At 62.8% G+C, this 14,312-nt stretch carries 12 protein-coding genes; 8 read left to right on the top strand and 4 right to left on the bottom strand.

Annotation, left to right across the window (positions count from 1 at the left end; translation table 11 throughout):
• Window positions 1-144: 144 nt before the first annotated feature.
• Window positions 145-477 (bottom strand): hypothetical protein, encoded by a 333-nt coding sequence (locus tag LPA36_RS16815; protein ID WP_228878875.1) that lies wholly within the window; start codon window positions 475-477, stop codon window positions 145-147.
• Between the two features lie 227 nt (window positions 478-704).
• Between LPA36_RS16815 and ompR the strand changes: the two genes are divergently transcribed.
• The 4 genes from ompR (at window position 705) to LPA36_RS16795 (ending at window position 4,208) form a co-directional block, all read left to right on the top strand.
• Window positions 705-1,439 (top strand): osmolarity response regulator transcription factor OmpR, encoded by a 735-nt coding sequence (gene ompR, locus LPA36_RS16810; RefSeq protein ID WP_006048917.1) that lies wholly within the window; start codon window positions 705-707, stop codon window positions 1,437-1,439.
• Between the two features lie 46 nt (window positions 1,440-1,485).
• Window positions 1,486-2,835, top strand: coding sequence for an ATP-binding protein (locus tag LPA36_RS16805; RefSeq protein WP_228878765.1), 1,350 nt, complete (start codon window positions 1,486-1,488; stop codon window positions 2,833-2,835).
• Between the two features lie 224 nt (window positions 2,836-3,059).
• Window positions 3,060-3,608: a peroxiredoxin gene (locus LPA36_RS16800; protein WP_228878763.1), complete on the top strand. Its 549-nt coding sequence runs from the start codon at window positions 3,060-3,062 to the stop codon at window positions 3,606-3,608.
• Between the two features lie 75 nt (window positions 3,609-3,683).
• Window positions 3,684-4,208, top strand: a complete 525-nt coding sequence (locus LPA36_RS16795) for a carboxymuconolactone decarboxylase family protein (RefSeq protein ID WP_228878761.1) — start codon at window positions 3,684-3,686, stop codon at window positions 4,206-4,208.
• A gap of 162 nt (window positions 4,209-4,370) precedes the next feature.
• On the opposite strand, the gene ispF is transcribed toward LPA36_RS16795, so the two are convergent.
• Window positions 4,371-4,850, bottom strand: a complete 480-nt coding sequence (ispF, locus tag LPA36_RS16790; RefSeq protein WP_228878758.1) for a 2-C-methyl-D-erythritol 2,4-cyclodiphosphate synthase — start codon at window positions 4,848-4,850, stop codon at window positions 4,371-4,373.
• 33 nt (window positions 4,851-4,883) lie between these two features.
• Window positions 4,884-5,594 (bottom strand): 2-C-methyl-D-erythritol 4-phosphate cytidylyltransferase, encoded by a 711-nt coding sequence (gene ispD, locus LPA36_RS16785; RefSeq protein WP_228878755.1) that lies wholly within the window; start codon window positions 5,592-5,594, stop codon window positions 4,884-4,886.
• A gap of 118 nt (window positions 5,595-5,712) precedes the next feature.
• On the opposite strand from ispD, the gene mfd reads away from it, so the two are divergent.
• From mfd to mscL, 4 genes are all read left to right on the top strand, one after another.
• The gene (mfd, locus tag LPA36_RS16780) at window positions 5,713-9,189 is read left to right on the top strand and encodes a transcription-repair coupling factor (protein WP_228878753.1); all 3,477 of its coding nucleotides are present in this window, start codon (window positions 5,713-5,715) and stop codon (window positions 9,187-9,189) included.
• 115 nt (window positions 9,190-9,304) lie between these two features.
• Window positions 9,305-10,531 (top strand): acetylornithine deacetylase, encoded by a 1,227-nt coding sequence (argE, locus tag LPA36_RS16775; protein ID WP_228878751.1) that lies wholly within the window; start codon window positions 9,305-9,307, stop codon window positions 10,529-10,531.
• 57 nt (window positions 10,532-10,588) lie between these two features.
• Window positions 10,589-11,632 carry a threonine ammonia-lyase gene (locus tag LPA36_RS16770; protein ID WP_228878748.1) on the top strand — a complete coding sequence of 348 codons (1,044 nt, stop codon included), beginning with the start codon at window positions 10,589-10,591 and terminating at the stop codon, window positions 11,630-11,632.
• 126 nt (window positions 11,633-11,758) lie between these two features.
• Complete coding sequence (mscL, locus tag LPA36_RS16765) at window positions 11,759-12,208, top strand: large conductance mechanosensitive channel protein MscL (protein WP_228878745.1); 450 nt, start codon at window positions 11,759-11,761, stop codon at window positions 12,206-12,208.
• Between the two features lie 88 nt (window positions 12,209-12,296).
• On the opposite strand, the gene LPA36_RS16760 is transcribed toward mscL, so the two are convergent.
• Window positions 12,297-14,291, bottom strand: coding sequence for a hybrid sensor histidine kinase/response regulator (locus tag LPA36_RS16760; RefSeq protein ID WP_228878743.1), 1,995 nt, complete (start codon window positions 14,289-14,291; stop codon window positions 12,297-12,299).
• Window positions 14,292-14,312: the final 21 nt, after the last annotated feature.

Here is a 14,312-nt window from a genome sequence, read left to right as displayed (position 1 = left end):
CTTGAGTATCGCGTGCATGCATCATACGTTCGCGTTGGCGGTGAGCTAATACGTTACACGCTCAACGGCATTCAGTGCGATTCGTTGATGTGAGAGAAGCCAGAAAATTTTTGACGCGTACGGGCAGCGGCAGATCAAACCGCCTTACCGCTTGTAAAGCTCACGCACGGCATCTTCGATGTGCTGACGCAGGAGGCGTCGCTCTTCTGGCGTCATGTGCCCGTCGCGACGACGTTGATCCAGATCGGGGGGAACTGCGGTGCGCATCATGATGTCCGATGCTGGCGGATCGGCGATTGCGGCGTGCGGCGAATGCGGCGGTTTGGCTCCGCCATGCCCGGACGAGCGGGGGTTCGCCATCCGGTCTGGCGCAGGCTGGGCATGGGTGGGCATCGAAGCCAATGTGCCTGTGAGCGTGCCGGCAACCGCCAGTGCAATCACGCGCAAGCGCACATTCGGCCAAACCCCTCCCTTCATTTTTTTCCCTTCGTGGCGCGGCAACCGGTACCTCAAATGCGTGTGCAGACCCCGGCAATAACCGGGAGCGAGAATTTTTGTCGAGTGAAGTATCCACCGAACAGCCGCAAACAGTAAAGGAGTGTAAGCGCGCATGCTTTACGTCGTGCCACGAGCAGGGTAAATTTTGTAACTGACTGTAACCCGATAAATGGTGCGAACAGGCACCGCTTTGTAATCGCGCTAAGATGCCGACTATGGAAACCAAAAACCCTTCAAAAATCCTCGTCGTCGATGACGATCCGCGTCTGCGCGATCTGCTGCGCCGCTATCTGGGCGAACAGGGATTCAATGTCTATGTCGCCGAAAACGCACCGTCAATGAACAAGCTGTGGGTCCGTGAGCGCTTCGATCTGCTCGTGCTCGACCTCATGCTGCCTGGCGAGGATGGTCTCTCGATCTGCCGGCGTCTGCGCGGCAGCAACGATCGCACACCGATCATCATGCTGACGGCGAAGGGTGAAGACGTCGACCGTATCGTCGGGCTCGAAATGGGCGCCGACGATTACCTGCCGAAGCCATTCAATCCACGCGAACTCGTCGCGCGCATCCATGCGGTGCTGCGTCGCCAGTCGCCATCGGAACTGCCGGGCGCACCGTCCGAAACCACCGAGGTCTTCGAGTTCGGCGAATTCGCACTCAACCTCGCGACCCGCACGTTGACGAAAGCCGGCCAGGAAATTCCGCTCACTACCGGCGAGTTCTCCGTGCTGAAGGTATTCGCGCGTCATCCGCGCCAGCCGCTGTCGCGCGAAAAGCTGATGGAGCTTGCACGCGGACGCGAATACGAAGTGTTCGACCGCAGCCTCGACGTGCAGATCTCGCGTCTGCGCAAGCTCATCGAACCGGACCCGGGCAGCCCGCGCTTCATCCAGACGGTGTGGGGTCTCGGCTATGTCTTCATTCCCGACGGCGCGGCTTGACGGTCTCCCCGAGGTTGTCGCGCCTGCTTTCTGACGAGAAGGGCCCATGCGGATCGACCGGCGCCTCCTGACGCTCGCGTTCGGCGGCCTTTTCTGGCGGACCTTCCTGCTGATCGCGCTGTTGATCGCGGTCAGTCTCGCCGCATGGTTCCAGAGCTTCCGGGTGATCGAACGCGAACCGCGCGCGCAGCGCGTGGCGCTGCAGCTCGTCGCGATCGTGAAGCTCACGCGCACCGCCCTCCTTTATTCCGATCCCGACTTGCGGCGCGCACTGCTGCAGGATCTGGAGAGCAACGAAGGGGTGCGCGTGTACCCGCGCGAAACGACAGACAAGTACCGCCTTCAACCGGATGAGTCGCTCAACCGGCTGATCGAGCACGACATCCGCGGCCGTCTTGGCGACGACACGATCATCGCGCAGACAGTCAACGATATTCCAGGCGTCTGGATCAGCTTCAAGATCGACGATGACGACTACTGGGTCGCGCTCGATCGCGACCAGCTCGATAACGTCACTGGCCTGCAGTGGGCCGGATGGGGCATCTTCGCGCTCGCGCTATCGCTCTTCGGCGCGGCGTTCATCACGAGTCTCGTGAACAGACCGTTCGCGCGGCTCGCGATGGCCGCGCGCAAGGTGGGGTCCGGTCAGTCGCCCGAGCCGTTGCCCGAGCGCGGCATGGGCGTGGCCGCCGAAACGAACCGAAGCTTCAACCAGATGGTGACCGACCTCGAACAGCTCGAGGCCGATCGCGCGCTGATGCTCGCCGGTATTTCGCACGATCTGCGCACGCCGCTTGCGCGCCTGCGGCTCGAAACGGAAATGAGCCCGTCGGACCAGGCCACGAAGGACGCGATGGTCGACGACATCGAACAGATGGACATGATCATCGGCCGCTTCCTCGATTACGCGCGGCCCGTACAAAGAATGACGGAACCCGTCGATCTTTCGGTGATCGCAGGAGAAGTGGCGGCGCGCATGACGAGCGAAGACGGCATGCGACTCGTCACGCGGCTCGCGCCTTCGGCGGTCGTCGAGGCCGATGAAACGGACATGCGGCGCGTCGTCGGCAATCTCGTCGAGAACGCGCGCAAGTACGGCCTGAGCGACGGCGACGGCATTCCGCGCGTCGTCATCGAAACGCGCGTATCGCATTCGCGCGTTGAGCTGTCCGTGGTCGACGAAGGGCCCGGCATTCCCGAAGACCAGCTCGCACTTGTCACACGACCGTTCTATCGTGTGAATTCGGCGCGCAGCCAGGCAAACGGTACCGGGCTCGGCATGGCGATCGTGCAGCGGCTGGTGGGCCGTTATCGCGGCTCGCTGCGCCTGCGTAACCGGACGCCGGGGCCCGGACTCGAAGTCACGATCGACTTCCCGCTTGCAAAAGGCGTGTGATCGCCTTCCGGGCTCGTCGTGCGGAGTTCCGGGCAAGACACCAGGAAACGGAGACTCACGGCCTGGTCTATCGGGCCAGTGAATAAAACCTATCCGGAGTATTAGTTAAAAACTATTGATTCTATTGATTAATAGAGTTATAGTGATTCTCATGTAGCGTCTTAGCCGTTACAGCGAGCAGGCAGCCTGAACCGATTGTTTTTCCAACACACAGGAGTATTTGCATGAAAACCGTGGGCGATAAACTCGAAGCTTTCACCGTCACCGCAGCCAAGCCGGGCTTCAACAATCATGAAGAGAACGGCGTGTCGGCATTCGAAGACATCACCGAACAGTCGTTCCCGGGCAAGTGGAAGATCATCTACTTCTACCCGAAGGATTTCACGTTCGTATGCCCGACGGAAATCGTCGAATTCGGCAAGCTCGCGAAGGACTTCGAAGAACGTGACGCGGTCCTGCTCGGCGGCAGCGTCGACAACGAATTCGTCAAGCTCGCATGGCGCCGTGAACACAAGGACCTGAGCAAGCTGAACCACTACGCGTTCGGCGACGTGAAGGGCGAGCTGATCGACCAGCTCGGCGTGCGCGACAAGGAAGCCGGCGTGGCACTGCGCGCGACGTTCATCGTCGACCCGGACAACACGATCCAGCACGTTTCGGTGAACAACCTGAACGTCGGCCGTAATCCGGAAGAAGTGCTGCGTATTCTCGACGGTCTGCAAACGGACGAACTGTGCCCGTGCAACCGTGCTGTGGGCGGCTCGACGCTGTAAGCATTGCAGTGAAAAGCCCGCTAAGCTTGAAAGAGCCGGCGGGCTTTTTTATCGGCAATCTGATAGGAGATATCAATGGAATTTCTGGCTTCGATTAAAGAACTCGTTCCCGATTACGCGAAAGATATCCGCCTGAATCTGGACGGCACGATTGCCCGCTCGTCGCTGGAAGGCACGGACGCGGTTGGCGTCGCGCTGGCCGCGGCGTTCGCGGCGAAGAGCCACGTGATTGTCGATGCGATCCGCAATTCGGGCGCGTTGCCACCAGAAGAAGTGAACGGCGTGCTGACGGCGGCCGCGTTGATGGGCATGAACAACGTCTGGTATCCGTATCTCGAGATGGCCGACAACGCCGAACTCAAGACCCAGCCGGCCGGCCTGCGGATGAACGCGTACGCGTCCCACGGCGGCGTGGACAAGCGTCGCTTCGAGATGTACGCACTCGCGGCGTCGATCATCGGCAAGTGCCACTTCTGCGTGAAATCCCACGCCGAGAATCTGGTCGCCGACGGCATGAGCACGACGCAGCTACGCGACGTCGGTCGTATCGCTGCCGTGATCAACGCAGCGGCGCTGGTGATTGCGGCCGAAGGGAAGTAAGCCGGGTTGCTGTAGCGTCCTCGCGCGTTCCGGCGCGTTCCGCCTTGCCGGGCGCGCCCGGCGCAAAAAACGCCACGGGTTTTCGGCCCGTGGCGTTTTTTATTCACTCAAAGCGTGCGGATGAAATCAGGCGAACCGTGAAGCGCGCCCGCCGCAACGCGTTCAGACGCGTGTCAACAGCACCGCCGCCTGCGCTTCGATCCCCTCGCCTCGCCCCAGGTAACCCAGCTTCTCGTTGGTCTTCGCCTTCACGTTGACCCGCTCCGGCGGCAGATTCAGGTCCTCGGCGATGTTCGCGCGCATCGCATCGATATGCGGCGCGAGCTTCGGCGCCTGTGCAATCACCGTGCTGTCGACGTTGCCGATCGCAAAGCCCGCTTCCGTCACGCGCTTTGCGCACTCGCGCAGCAGCACGCGGGAATTCGCGCCCTTGAAGCGCTCGTCCGTATCGGGAAAGTGGCGGCCAATGTCGCCCATGGCCGCCGCGCCGAACAGCGCATCGGTGATCGCATGCAGCAGCACGTCGGCGTCCGAATGGCCAAGCAGACCGCGATCGTACGGCACCGTCACGCCACCGATGATGAGCGGGCGCCCCGGTACGAGCGCGTGCACGTCATAACCCTGTCCGATCCTGATATCCATATGTTCTTTAGCCTGTCGTCGTACGTTATTGAATCAGGAGGCTGCGGGCCTGCTGAGAATCGCATCCGCGAGATCGAAGTCTTCGGGATACGTGACCTTGAAATTGCGCAGGCTGCCCTGCACGAGGCGCGGCGCGTGGCCGAGCCATTCGATCGCGCTCGCTTCGTCGGTGAGATCGTGGCCGTCCTGCTGTGCGCGCAGAATCGCCTCGCGCAGCATGCCGACGCGAAACATCTGCGGCGTCTGCGCCTGCCACAGGCCGTCGCGGGCCTCCGTGCGGGCGATCCGGTTGTCGCTGTCCGGCGTGATGCGCTTTAGCGTATCGGCGGCGGGCAGCGCCATGATGCCGCCCACCGGGTCGTCCTTCAGCGCCGCGACGAGCGAGCGGATCAGCGCTGCCGTGATGCCGGGGCGCGCCGCGTCGTGAACCAGAACCCAGTCGTCGTCGCTCGCGCCGAACTCGGCAAGCGCGTGCAGGCCGTTCAAAACCGATGCCTGGCGCGACGCCCCGCCCGTGCGGCGCACCGCGAAGCGTAGCCCTGCAAACCGCCGGGCGTCGAAATGCTGGTCGTCGGGGGCGATGACGACGAGCGTCTGCGCGAACTCGCTGCACGCATCGAACGCGGCCAGCGAGTAGTGAAGCATGTCTCGGCCCGCGATAGTACGGTACTGCTTGGGCATCGCGGCGCCTGAACGGCTGCCGGTTCCCGCGGATGGGATCAGGGCAAAAAGACGTGAAGTCACGAGGGCGGACGCCGGGAAAGTCAAAGTGAAGGACGGATTTTATAATAGGTCCTTCGCGTCCACGTCGAGACGCGCGTAAACTTGCCGCTCACGTGTGAGCCAGGGCTGCCTTTTCGTTATGCCAGATATCGCCGTTTCATCGCAGTCCACCCCGCCCGTCGCGCTCGTCAAGGCCGGCCAGCGTTTCGCCTTCGACGGCACGCACGGCTCGTCCGATGCGCTTCTGATCGCCCGCTATCACCTGGCTTATCGCAAGCAGGTGCCGCTCCTCGCGGTGGTCTGCGCGAGCGCGGTGGATGCGCAGCGCCTCAGCCAGGAAATTGCGTTCTTTGCGCCCGAAGCGCGCGTGCGCCTGCTTCCCGACTGGGAAACGCTGCCTTACGACACGTTCTCGCCGCACCAGGACCTCGTCTCCGAGCGGCTCGCGACGCTGCACGACCTGGGCGAAGGCCGTTGCGACATCCTGCTCGTGCCGGCCACAACGGCGCTCTACCGCATGCCGCCTGCGTCGTTCATGGCCGCCTACACGTTCTCGTTCACCCAGGGCGAACGGCTCGACGAAGCGAAGCTGAAGTCGCAGCTGACGCTGGCGGGCTACGAACACGTGAGCCAGGTCGTGCGGCCTGGCGAATACTGCGTGCGCGGCTCGCTGATCGACCTGTTTCCGATGGGTTCGCCGCTGCCTTACCGGATCGACCTCTTCGACGACCAGGTCGATTCGATCCGCGCGTTCGATCCCGACACGCAGCGCAGCCTTTACCCGGTGCGTGACGTGCGCCTGCTGCCGGGCCGCGAGTTCCCGTTCGACGAAGCGGCGCGCACCGCGTTTCGCAGCCGCTGGCGCGAAGTGTTCGAAGGCGACCCGAGCCGCGCGTCGATCTACAAGGACATCGGCAATGGCGTGCCGTCGGCGGGTATCGAGTACTACCTGCCGCTCTTCTTCGACGAAACGGCGACGCTCTTCCACTATCTGCCCGAAAACGCCCAACTGGCGTTCCTGGGCGATCTGGACGCCGCGATTCGCCGCTTCACGAACGACACGAAGCAACGCCACAACTTCCTGTCGCACGATCGCGACCGGCCAATTCTCGACCCGGAGCGCCTCTTTCTCTCCGACGAAGACTTCTTCACGCTCGCCAAACCGTTCGCACGCCTCGTCTTGCCGGGCAACGCGGGCGGCGGCTGGGCGACGCCGCTGCCGAACCTCGCGGTCGACCGTCACGCCGAAGACCCGATCTCCGCATTGCGCGCGTATCTCGACACAACGCCGCATCGCGTGATGTTCGCCGCCGAATCGGCGGGCCGGCGCGAGACGATCATGCAGCTCTTCGTCGACAACCATCTGTTGCCGGCGTCGACCGACAGCTATGAGGACTGGCTCACCACCGACGCGCGTTTCGCGCTCGGCGTCGCGCCGCTCGCGAACGGCTTCGCGCTGCCCGCCGAAGGCATCGCGCTCATCACCGAAACCGAACTGTACGGCCCGCTCGCGCGCCGCGCGGGGCGACGCCGCCAGGAACAGGCGAGCAACGTCGATTCGATGGTGCGCGACCTGTCGGAGCTGAAGATCGGCGACCCGGTCGTGCATTCGCAGCACGGTATCGGCCGCTATATGGGCCTCGTCACGATGGATCTCGGCGAAGGCGACACCGAGTTTCTGCACCTCGAATACCAGGGCGACAGCAAGCTCTACGTGCCGGTATCGCAACTGCACGTGATCTCGCGTTACAGCGGCGCCGATCCGGAAAGCGCGCCACTGCATTCGCTCGGCTCGGGCCAGTGGGAAAAAGCCAAGCGAAAGGCCGCGCAACAGATTCGCGACACCGCCGCCGAACTGCTGAACCTGTATGCACGCCGCGCGCTGCGTCAGGGACACGCGTTCCCGCTCGAACCGCGCGATTACGCAAAGTTCGCCGAAAGCTTCGGTTTCGAGGAAACGCCGGATCAGGCCGCCGCGATCACCGCCGTGATCGGCGACATGACGAGCGGCAAGCCGATGGACCGGCTGGTGTGCGGCGACGTCGGTTTCGGCAAGACCGAAGTCGCGCTGCGCGCGGCGTTCATCGCGGTGCTCGGCGGCAAACAGGTCGCACTGCTCTCGCCTACTACGCTCCTCGCTGAACAGCACACGCAGACGTTCACCGACCGCTTCTCCGACTGGCCGGTGCGCATCGCGGAACTGTCGCGCTTCAAGTCGACGAAGGAAGTCAGCGCGGCGATCCAGCAGATCAACGAAGGCACTGTCGATATCGTGATCGGCACGCACAAGCTGCTGTCCTCCGATGTTCAGTTCAAGCGGCTGGGCCTCGTGATCATCGACGAGGAACACCGTTTCGGCGTGCGCCAGAAAGAAGCGCTGAAGGCGCTGCGTGCCGAAGTCGACGTGCTGACGCTCACCGCCACGCCGATTCCACGCACGCTCGGCATGGCGCTCGAAGGCCTGCGCGACTTCTCGGTGATCGCGACCGCGCCGCAGAAGCGGCTTGCGATCAAGACCTTCGTGCGCCGCGAGGAAGACAGTGTGATCCGCGAAGCGATGCTGCGCGAACTCAAGCGCGGCGGCCAGGTGTACTTCCTGCACAACGAGGTCGAGACGATCGAGAACCGCCGCGCGATGCTCGAGGCGCTCGTGCCGGAAGCCCGCATTGCGGTGGCGCACGGGCAGATGCACGAGCGCGAACTCGAACGCGTGATGCGCGATTTCGTCGCGCAACGGGCGAACGTGCTGCTGTGTACGACGATTATCGAAACCGGCATCGACGTGCCGAGCGCGAACACGATCCTGATCCATCGCGCCGACAAGTTCGGGCTGGCGCAACTGCATCAACTGCGCGGCCGCGTCGGACGCTCGCACCACCAGGCGTACTCGTATCTGCTCGTGCACGATCCGCAAGGTCTTACGAAGCAGGCACAGCGCCGGCTCGAAGCGATCCAGCAGATGGAGGAACTCGGCGCGGGCTTCTACCTCGCGATGCACGACCTCGAAATTCGCGGCACGGGCGAAGTACTGGGCGACAAGCAGTCGGGCGAGATTCATGAGATCGGTTTCCAGCTTTACACCGACATGCTGAACGACGCAGTCAAGGCGCTGAAGGAAGGCCGCGAGCCGGACCTCACCGCACCGCTCGCCGCGACGACCGAAATCAACCTGCACGCGCCCGCGATTCTGCCCGCGGACTATTGCGGCGACGTGCAGGAACGGCTGTCGCTCTACAAGCGTCTCGCGAACTGCGAACACAGCGATGCCATCGACGGCATTCAGGAAGAACTGATCGACCGCTTCGGCAAATTGCCGCCGCAGGCGCTTGCGCTCGTCGAAACACATCGCTTGCGGCTCGCCGCAAAACCGCTTGGCATTTCGAAGATCGATGCCGGCGAAACGGTGATCGGCCTGCAGTTCATCCCGAATCCGCCGATCGACGCGATGCGTATCATCGAGATGGTCCAGAAGCACAAGCACATCAAGCTCGCGGGGCAGGACAAGCTGCGCATCGAAACGCGCACGCCCGACCTGGCCGTGCGTGTTTCAACCGTGAAAGAAACGTTGCGCGCGCTCGGTGCACCCACGCGCGGTACAGCAGCCGCCGCGCGTTGAGCGCCATGCTGCGGCGCGTCATGCACGCGCCGCAACATGCTGTTGTTATTGTCGGCTTTGGCCCGACGTATGTTTTTTGGGTATGATCGAACGATAACCAGGCTGGAGTTCTGTCATGTCACACGTCGCTGAAACAGCGCAATCCACACCCTCCACGACACCCGCTTCCCCGCTTTCGCTTTCCTGGGTCAAACGCCTCGTGTCGATCGATACGGTGAGCCGCAATCCGAATCTCGGCCTGATTGAAATGGTGCGCGACGATCTGCGCGCGCAGGGCATCGAAGCCACCCTCACGCATGACGATAGCGGCAAATGGGCGAACCTCTTCGCGACGGTGCCCGCGCACGACGGCGAGACGAACGGCGGCATCGTGCTGTCAGGTCATACCGATGTGGTGCCGGTCGACGGGCAGCAATGGGACAGCGATCCGTTCAAGCCTGAAATCCGCGACGACAGGCTGTATGGACGCGGCACATGCGACATGAAGGGCTTCATTGGCGCGGCGCTCACACTGCTGCCGCACATGCAGAATACGAAGCTCGCGAAACCGATCCACTTCGCGCTCTCGTTCGACGAAGAAGTGGGTTGCGTCGGCGCCCCGCTGCTCATCGCGGATCTGATGAAGCGCGGCATCAAGCCGGACGGCTGCATCGTCGGCGAGCCGACCAGCATGCGGCCGATCATCGCGCACAAGGGCATCAACGCGTATCGGTGCTGCGTGCGCGGCCAGGCCGCGCATTCGTCGCTGACGCCGAAGGGTCTCAACGCGATCGAATACGCCGCGCGCCTCATCTGCTACATCCGCGACATGGCCGACCAGTTCCGCGCTGACGGCCCGTTCGACGAACTTTACGACGTGCCCTTCACGACCGCGCAGACAAGCACGATCGAAGGCGGCAACGCGATCAATACCGTGCCCGCCGAATGCCGGTTTGAGTTTGAATTCCGCAACCTGCCGACGCTCGATCCGGAACCGATCTTCGCGCGCATCGACCATTACGCACGCGAAACGCTGCTGCCGAAAATGCTGCTCGAGCATCCGTCGGCCGCCATCGAGATCACGAAGATTGCCGCGGCACCCGGCCTCGATTCATCGGAACAGGCGGCGATCACGCAGCTCGTGCGCGCGCTCACGGCCGATCAGGACAAGCGCAAGGTGGCATACGGCACCGAGGCAGGCCTCTTTTCGCTCGCCGGCATTCCGAGCATCGTGTGCGGGCCGGGCGACATCCTTCAGGCGCACAAGGCCAACGAATTCGTCGCGCTCGATCAGCTGGTCGCGTGCGAACGATTTCTCGGCAAGTTCATCAACAGCATGTCCGTCGATGCACATGCGCATTGAGCGTAGCATCTGAGCGCTGTCACCACGAATCATTGGGAAACAAACCGGGCTCACGTCATGTCCACCGCCACACCGCGGCACACCGACCACACGATCGACGGCGAGCCGATTCCCACGCTCGACGATATCGCCGCGCAGCACTTTGCGCTGACGCCGTGGGTGGTGCGCACGCCAGTATTCGAGCGCCAGGATTTTCCGTCGCTCGAAGGCACGACGCTCAACTTCAAGGTCGAACTGCTGCAGTCGGGCGGCAGCTTCAAGACGCGCGGTGCGTTCACGAACCTGCTCGCACTCGATGACGCCCAGCGCAGCGCCGGCGTGACGTGCGTATCGGGCCCGGGCGGCAATCATGCAATCGCCGTGGCATGCGCGGCGATGCGTCTTGGCATCAGCGCGAAGGTCGTGATGTTCCGTTCGGCGAACCCGGCACGCATCGCGCTGTGCGAACACTATCGAGCCGAGATCGTGATGGCGGGTGGCCCCGCTGAGGCCTTCGATGTGGTCCGCCGCATCGAGGCGGAAGAAGGCCGTTATTTCGTGCATCCGTTCAACGGCTATCGCACGGTGCTCGGCGCGGCGACGCTCGGTTACGAATGGGCCGCGCAGAAGCCGGATCTCGATGCGGTCGTCCTGCCCGTCGGCGGCGGCGGACTCGCTGCGGGCGTATCCACTGCATTGCGTCTCGCGAATCCGCGCGTGCGGGTGTATGGCGTGGAGCCCGACGGCGCATGCGCGATGAGCCGCAGCTTCGCGGCGAATCACACGGTGAAGCTGCATCACGAGCACAGCATCGCCGAGTCGCTGATCTCACCCTACACAGAGGAATACAGCTACGAGCTGTGCCGCCGGCACATCGAAAGCATGGTGACGGTCACCGACGATGAACTGCGGCTTGCCATGCTCACGATGTTCAACCAGCTGAAGTTCGCCATTGAACCCGCATGCGCTGCGCCCGTTGCGGCACTCCTCGGACCGTTGCGCGAAACGTTGCAGGGCAAACGCGTGGGTGTCCTGCTCAGTGGAACGAATACAGACCCCGCAACGTTCACCGCGCATATCGACAGTGCACGCGCCCTGCTGCAACGTGCGCCACACGCATAAATCCCCGCCGACGCAGCTTCTTTAGCGGCAAAACGCTACCCCTTGTCGCCAGCGTTGGCTATCATTGTCCAGACCGCAAACGCAAAACCGAGGGTATGTGCCTCGATTTCAAGGGAGAAACAACCAATGAGCATGATCCAGGAATTCAAGGACTTCGCCGTCAAGGGCAACGTGATGGATCTTGCTGTCGGTGTGATCATCGGCGGCGCATTTTCGACGATCGTCAATTCGGTCGTGAAGGATCTGATCATGCCGGTCATCGGCGTTGTCCTCGGCGGCCTCGATTTCTCGAACATGTTTATCCGGCTCGGACACATACCGCCCACGTTCAAGGGCAATCCCGATTCGTACAAAGACCTGCAGACCGCCGGCGTCGCCGTATTCGGCTATGGCTCGTTCATCACTGTATTGATCAACTTCATCATCCTCGCGTTCATCATTTTCCTGATGGTGAAATTCATCAACAACCTGCACAAGCCGACCGCCGCCGCTGCCGATGCGCCGCCGCCTGCACCGCCGGAAGAAGTCGTCCTGTTGCGCGAAATCCGCGATACGTTGAAGAGCCAGCAGCGTTAAGCCGCAGCTGCATCGTCACAGGCAAAAAGGCCTGCGTGAACGTCACGCAGGCCTTTGTCTTTTGCAGCGTCACGAAGTGCGCACGCAATCAGCCGGACGCCGCATCAATGCCGTTTGCGCCCGTTGCCTTCACGCTCGCGGCGCTCTCGATCATCTGCTCGAGTTGCGTGAAGTTGACGGGCTTCGTCAGATGCGACGTGAAGCCTGCGGCCAGACAGCGGCGCACATCGTCGTCGGTGCCGAAGCCCGTCAGCGCGACGGCCGGCACGTCCGAATGCTCGCGAAACGCCATGATGAAATCGAGTCCGGTGCCATCGGGCAAACCCACGTCGCTCACCACCAGATCAAACGAAGCGGCCTGCGTCGCCGCCAGGGCATCGGCGACACGTCCCACCACGGTCACATCGTGTCCGAGCCCGCGAATGAGTTGCGCCATCACTTCTGCGGTGTCCTCATGATCCTCGATCAGCAGGATGGCGAGCTCGCCTTCCGGATGCGAACCCGCGAGCGGGACGATCGACGCTGACTCCGACGGCTTCGCGGCCGTCGGCAACGTGATTGTGAACGTGGCACCGCAATGCGCGCCTGGGCTCTTCGCCGTGACCGTGCCGCCATGCACATCGGTCAGCGCCTTCGTGATCGCGAGCCCCAGGCCCAGGCCGCCGAACTGGCGCGTCGTGCTCTGGTTGCCCTGCTCAAATGCATTGAAGAGCTTGTCGATCTGCTCAGGCTCGATGCCGATGCCGGTGTCTTCAACGGAAATCTGGATCTGCATGCGCTCGTCGTGTGTGCGCACGTAGATATGTCCACCGTCGGGCGTGAACTTGGCTGCATTGCGAATCAGGTTCCACAGCATCTGCTGCAGCCGGGCGCGATCGGCGAGCACGTAGTGATGTTGCGCGGCCTTCTCGACGTGCACGTCCTGCTGCTTGACCTGGATTTCGCTGCGAAACAGTTCGAGCACGCCATCGATCACCTCGTGCACATCGACGGTCTCCAGCGAAAGTCGCAGCTTGCCGTTCGCCACGCGCGTGAGATCGAGCAGATCGTCGATCAGCCGCGCTTCGAGTTCGACGTTGCGCAGGATCATCCGCAGGCCCGCCCGCGCGCTTTCGGGCAGGTCAGGCATCAGTTCGATCACGCGCGCGCCGGCCAGCACCGGCGTGAGCGGCGTGCGCAACTCGTGCGAGAGCATCGCGAGAAAACGGTCCTTCGCGCGGTTCGCTTCTTCTGCGATCTGACGGGCGGCCTGCTCGGAAGCAAGCAGCCGTTCGCGCTCCTCGATCGCCTCGCGTTGCGGATGGATGTCGGTGCAACTGCCGAACCATTTGCTGACACCGCCATCGTGATCCTTCACGGCGACGATGCGCGCGGCGAACCAGCGATACACGCCGTCGTGACGACGGATGCGCAATTCATGACGATAGTCGGTCGCGCCGCTGCGCACGGCTTTCAACCACGTCTGGCGGATTTCCTCGCGATCGTCCGGGTGCACCGCGTCGAGCCATGCAAGACCGTGCGATGCTGCTTCGTTCAGGCCGGTGTATTCGAACCATTGTTTCGAAAAGAAATCGCAGTCGCCGTGCGCATCGCAGGTCAGCACAAGATGCGGCAATGCTTCGGAGAGCGTGCGGTAATGCTGCTCGCGATCACGCAGCAACGCCGCTTCGTCCGAAGCCTTTTGCAGACGCACCTGCGCGAGCACACGGTCCACCGCCTCAGGCAGATAGTCGAGATAGTCGCCGGATTTCGGCACAACGTCCGACACGCCCGCGCGCAGCGCTTCGATGACGCGCGATTCATCGGTGAAGCCCGTTACGAGGATGGCTGGAAGGCGGACACCCTCGGCCCGCAGACGGCGGAAGAAATCGAGGCCCGTTTCGGCACCGTCGAGCTGATAGTCGAGTACGAGCAGATCCGGCGCCTCCCGCACGATGGATTCATGCGCACTGGCAACGGTACGGCACGCCCCCACCCGGCACCCCGCGCGTTCGAGCGACTTGCGCGCGAGACGCAGGATGCCCTCGTCATCGTCGACGACGAGCACGCAGGCAGGTTGATGGGGTGTAGCTTCGTCCGTCATGCTGGCGTTTCGTGTGCGAAT

This window comes from Paraburkholderia saeva, assembly GCF_907164555.1.
Lineage (GTDB): Bacteria > Pseudomonadota > Gammaproteobacteria > Burkholderiales > Burkholderiaceae > Paraburkholderia > Paraburkholderia saeva.
This window is presented reverse-complemented; position numbering and strand designations above follow the sequence as displayed.

Bases quoted from the DNA above. Each gene is read 5' to 3' on its own strand.
- LPA36_RS16805 (WP_228878765.1), top strand. From the start codon at position 1,486: ATGCGGATCGACCGGCGCCTCCTGACGCTCGCGTTCGGCGGCCTTTTC.
- LPA36_RS16815 (WP_228878875.1), bottom strand. From the start codon at position 477: ATGAAGGGAGGGGTTTGGCCGAATGTGCGCTTGCGCGTGATTGCACTG.
- LPA36_RS16770 (WP_228878748.1), top strand. From the start codon at position 10,589: ATGTCCACCGCCACACCGCGGCACACCGACCACACGATCGACGGCGAG.
- LPA36_RS16800 (WP_228878763.1), top strand. From the start codon at position 3,060: ATGAAAACCGTGGGCGATAAACTCGAAGCTTTCACCGTCACCGCAGCC.
- LPA36_RS16795 (WP_228878761.1), top strand. From the start codon at position 3,684: ATGGAATTTCTGGCTTCGATTAAAGAACTCGTTCCCGATTACGCGAAA.
- argE (WP_228878751.1), top strand. From the start codon at position 9,305: ATGTCACACGTCGCTGAAACAGCGCAATCCACACCCTCCACGACACCC.
- ompR (WP_006048917.1), top strand. From the start codon at position 705: ATGCCGACTATGGAAACCAAAAACCCTTCAAAAATCCTCGTCGTCGAT.
- ispF (WP_228878758.1), bottom strand. From the start codon at position 4,850: ATGGATATCAGGATCGGACAGGGTTATGACGTGCACGCGCTCGTACCG.
- LPA36_RS16760 (WP_228878743.1), bottom strand. From the start codon at position 14,291: ATGACGGACGAAGCTACACCCCATCAACCTGCCTGCGTGCTCGTCGTC.
- mfd (WP_228878753.1), top strand. From the start codon at position 5,713: ATGCCAGATATCGCCGTTTCATCGCAGTCCACCCCGCCCGTCGCGCTC.
- mscL (WP_228878745.1), top strand. From the start codon at position 11,759: ATGAGCATGATCCAGGAATTCAAGGACTTCGCCGTCAAGGGCAACGTG.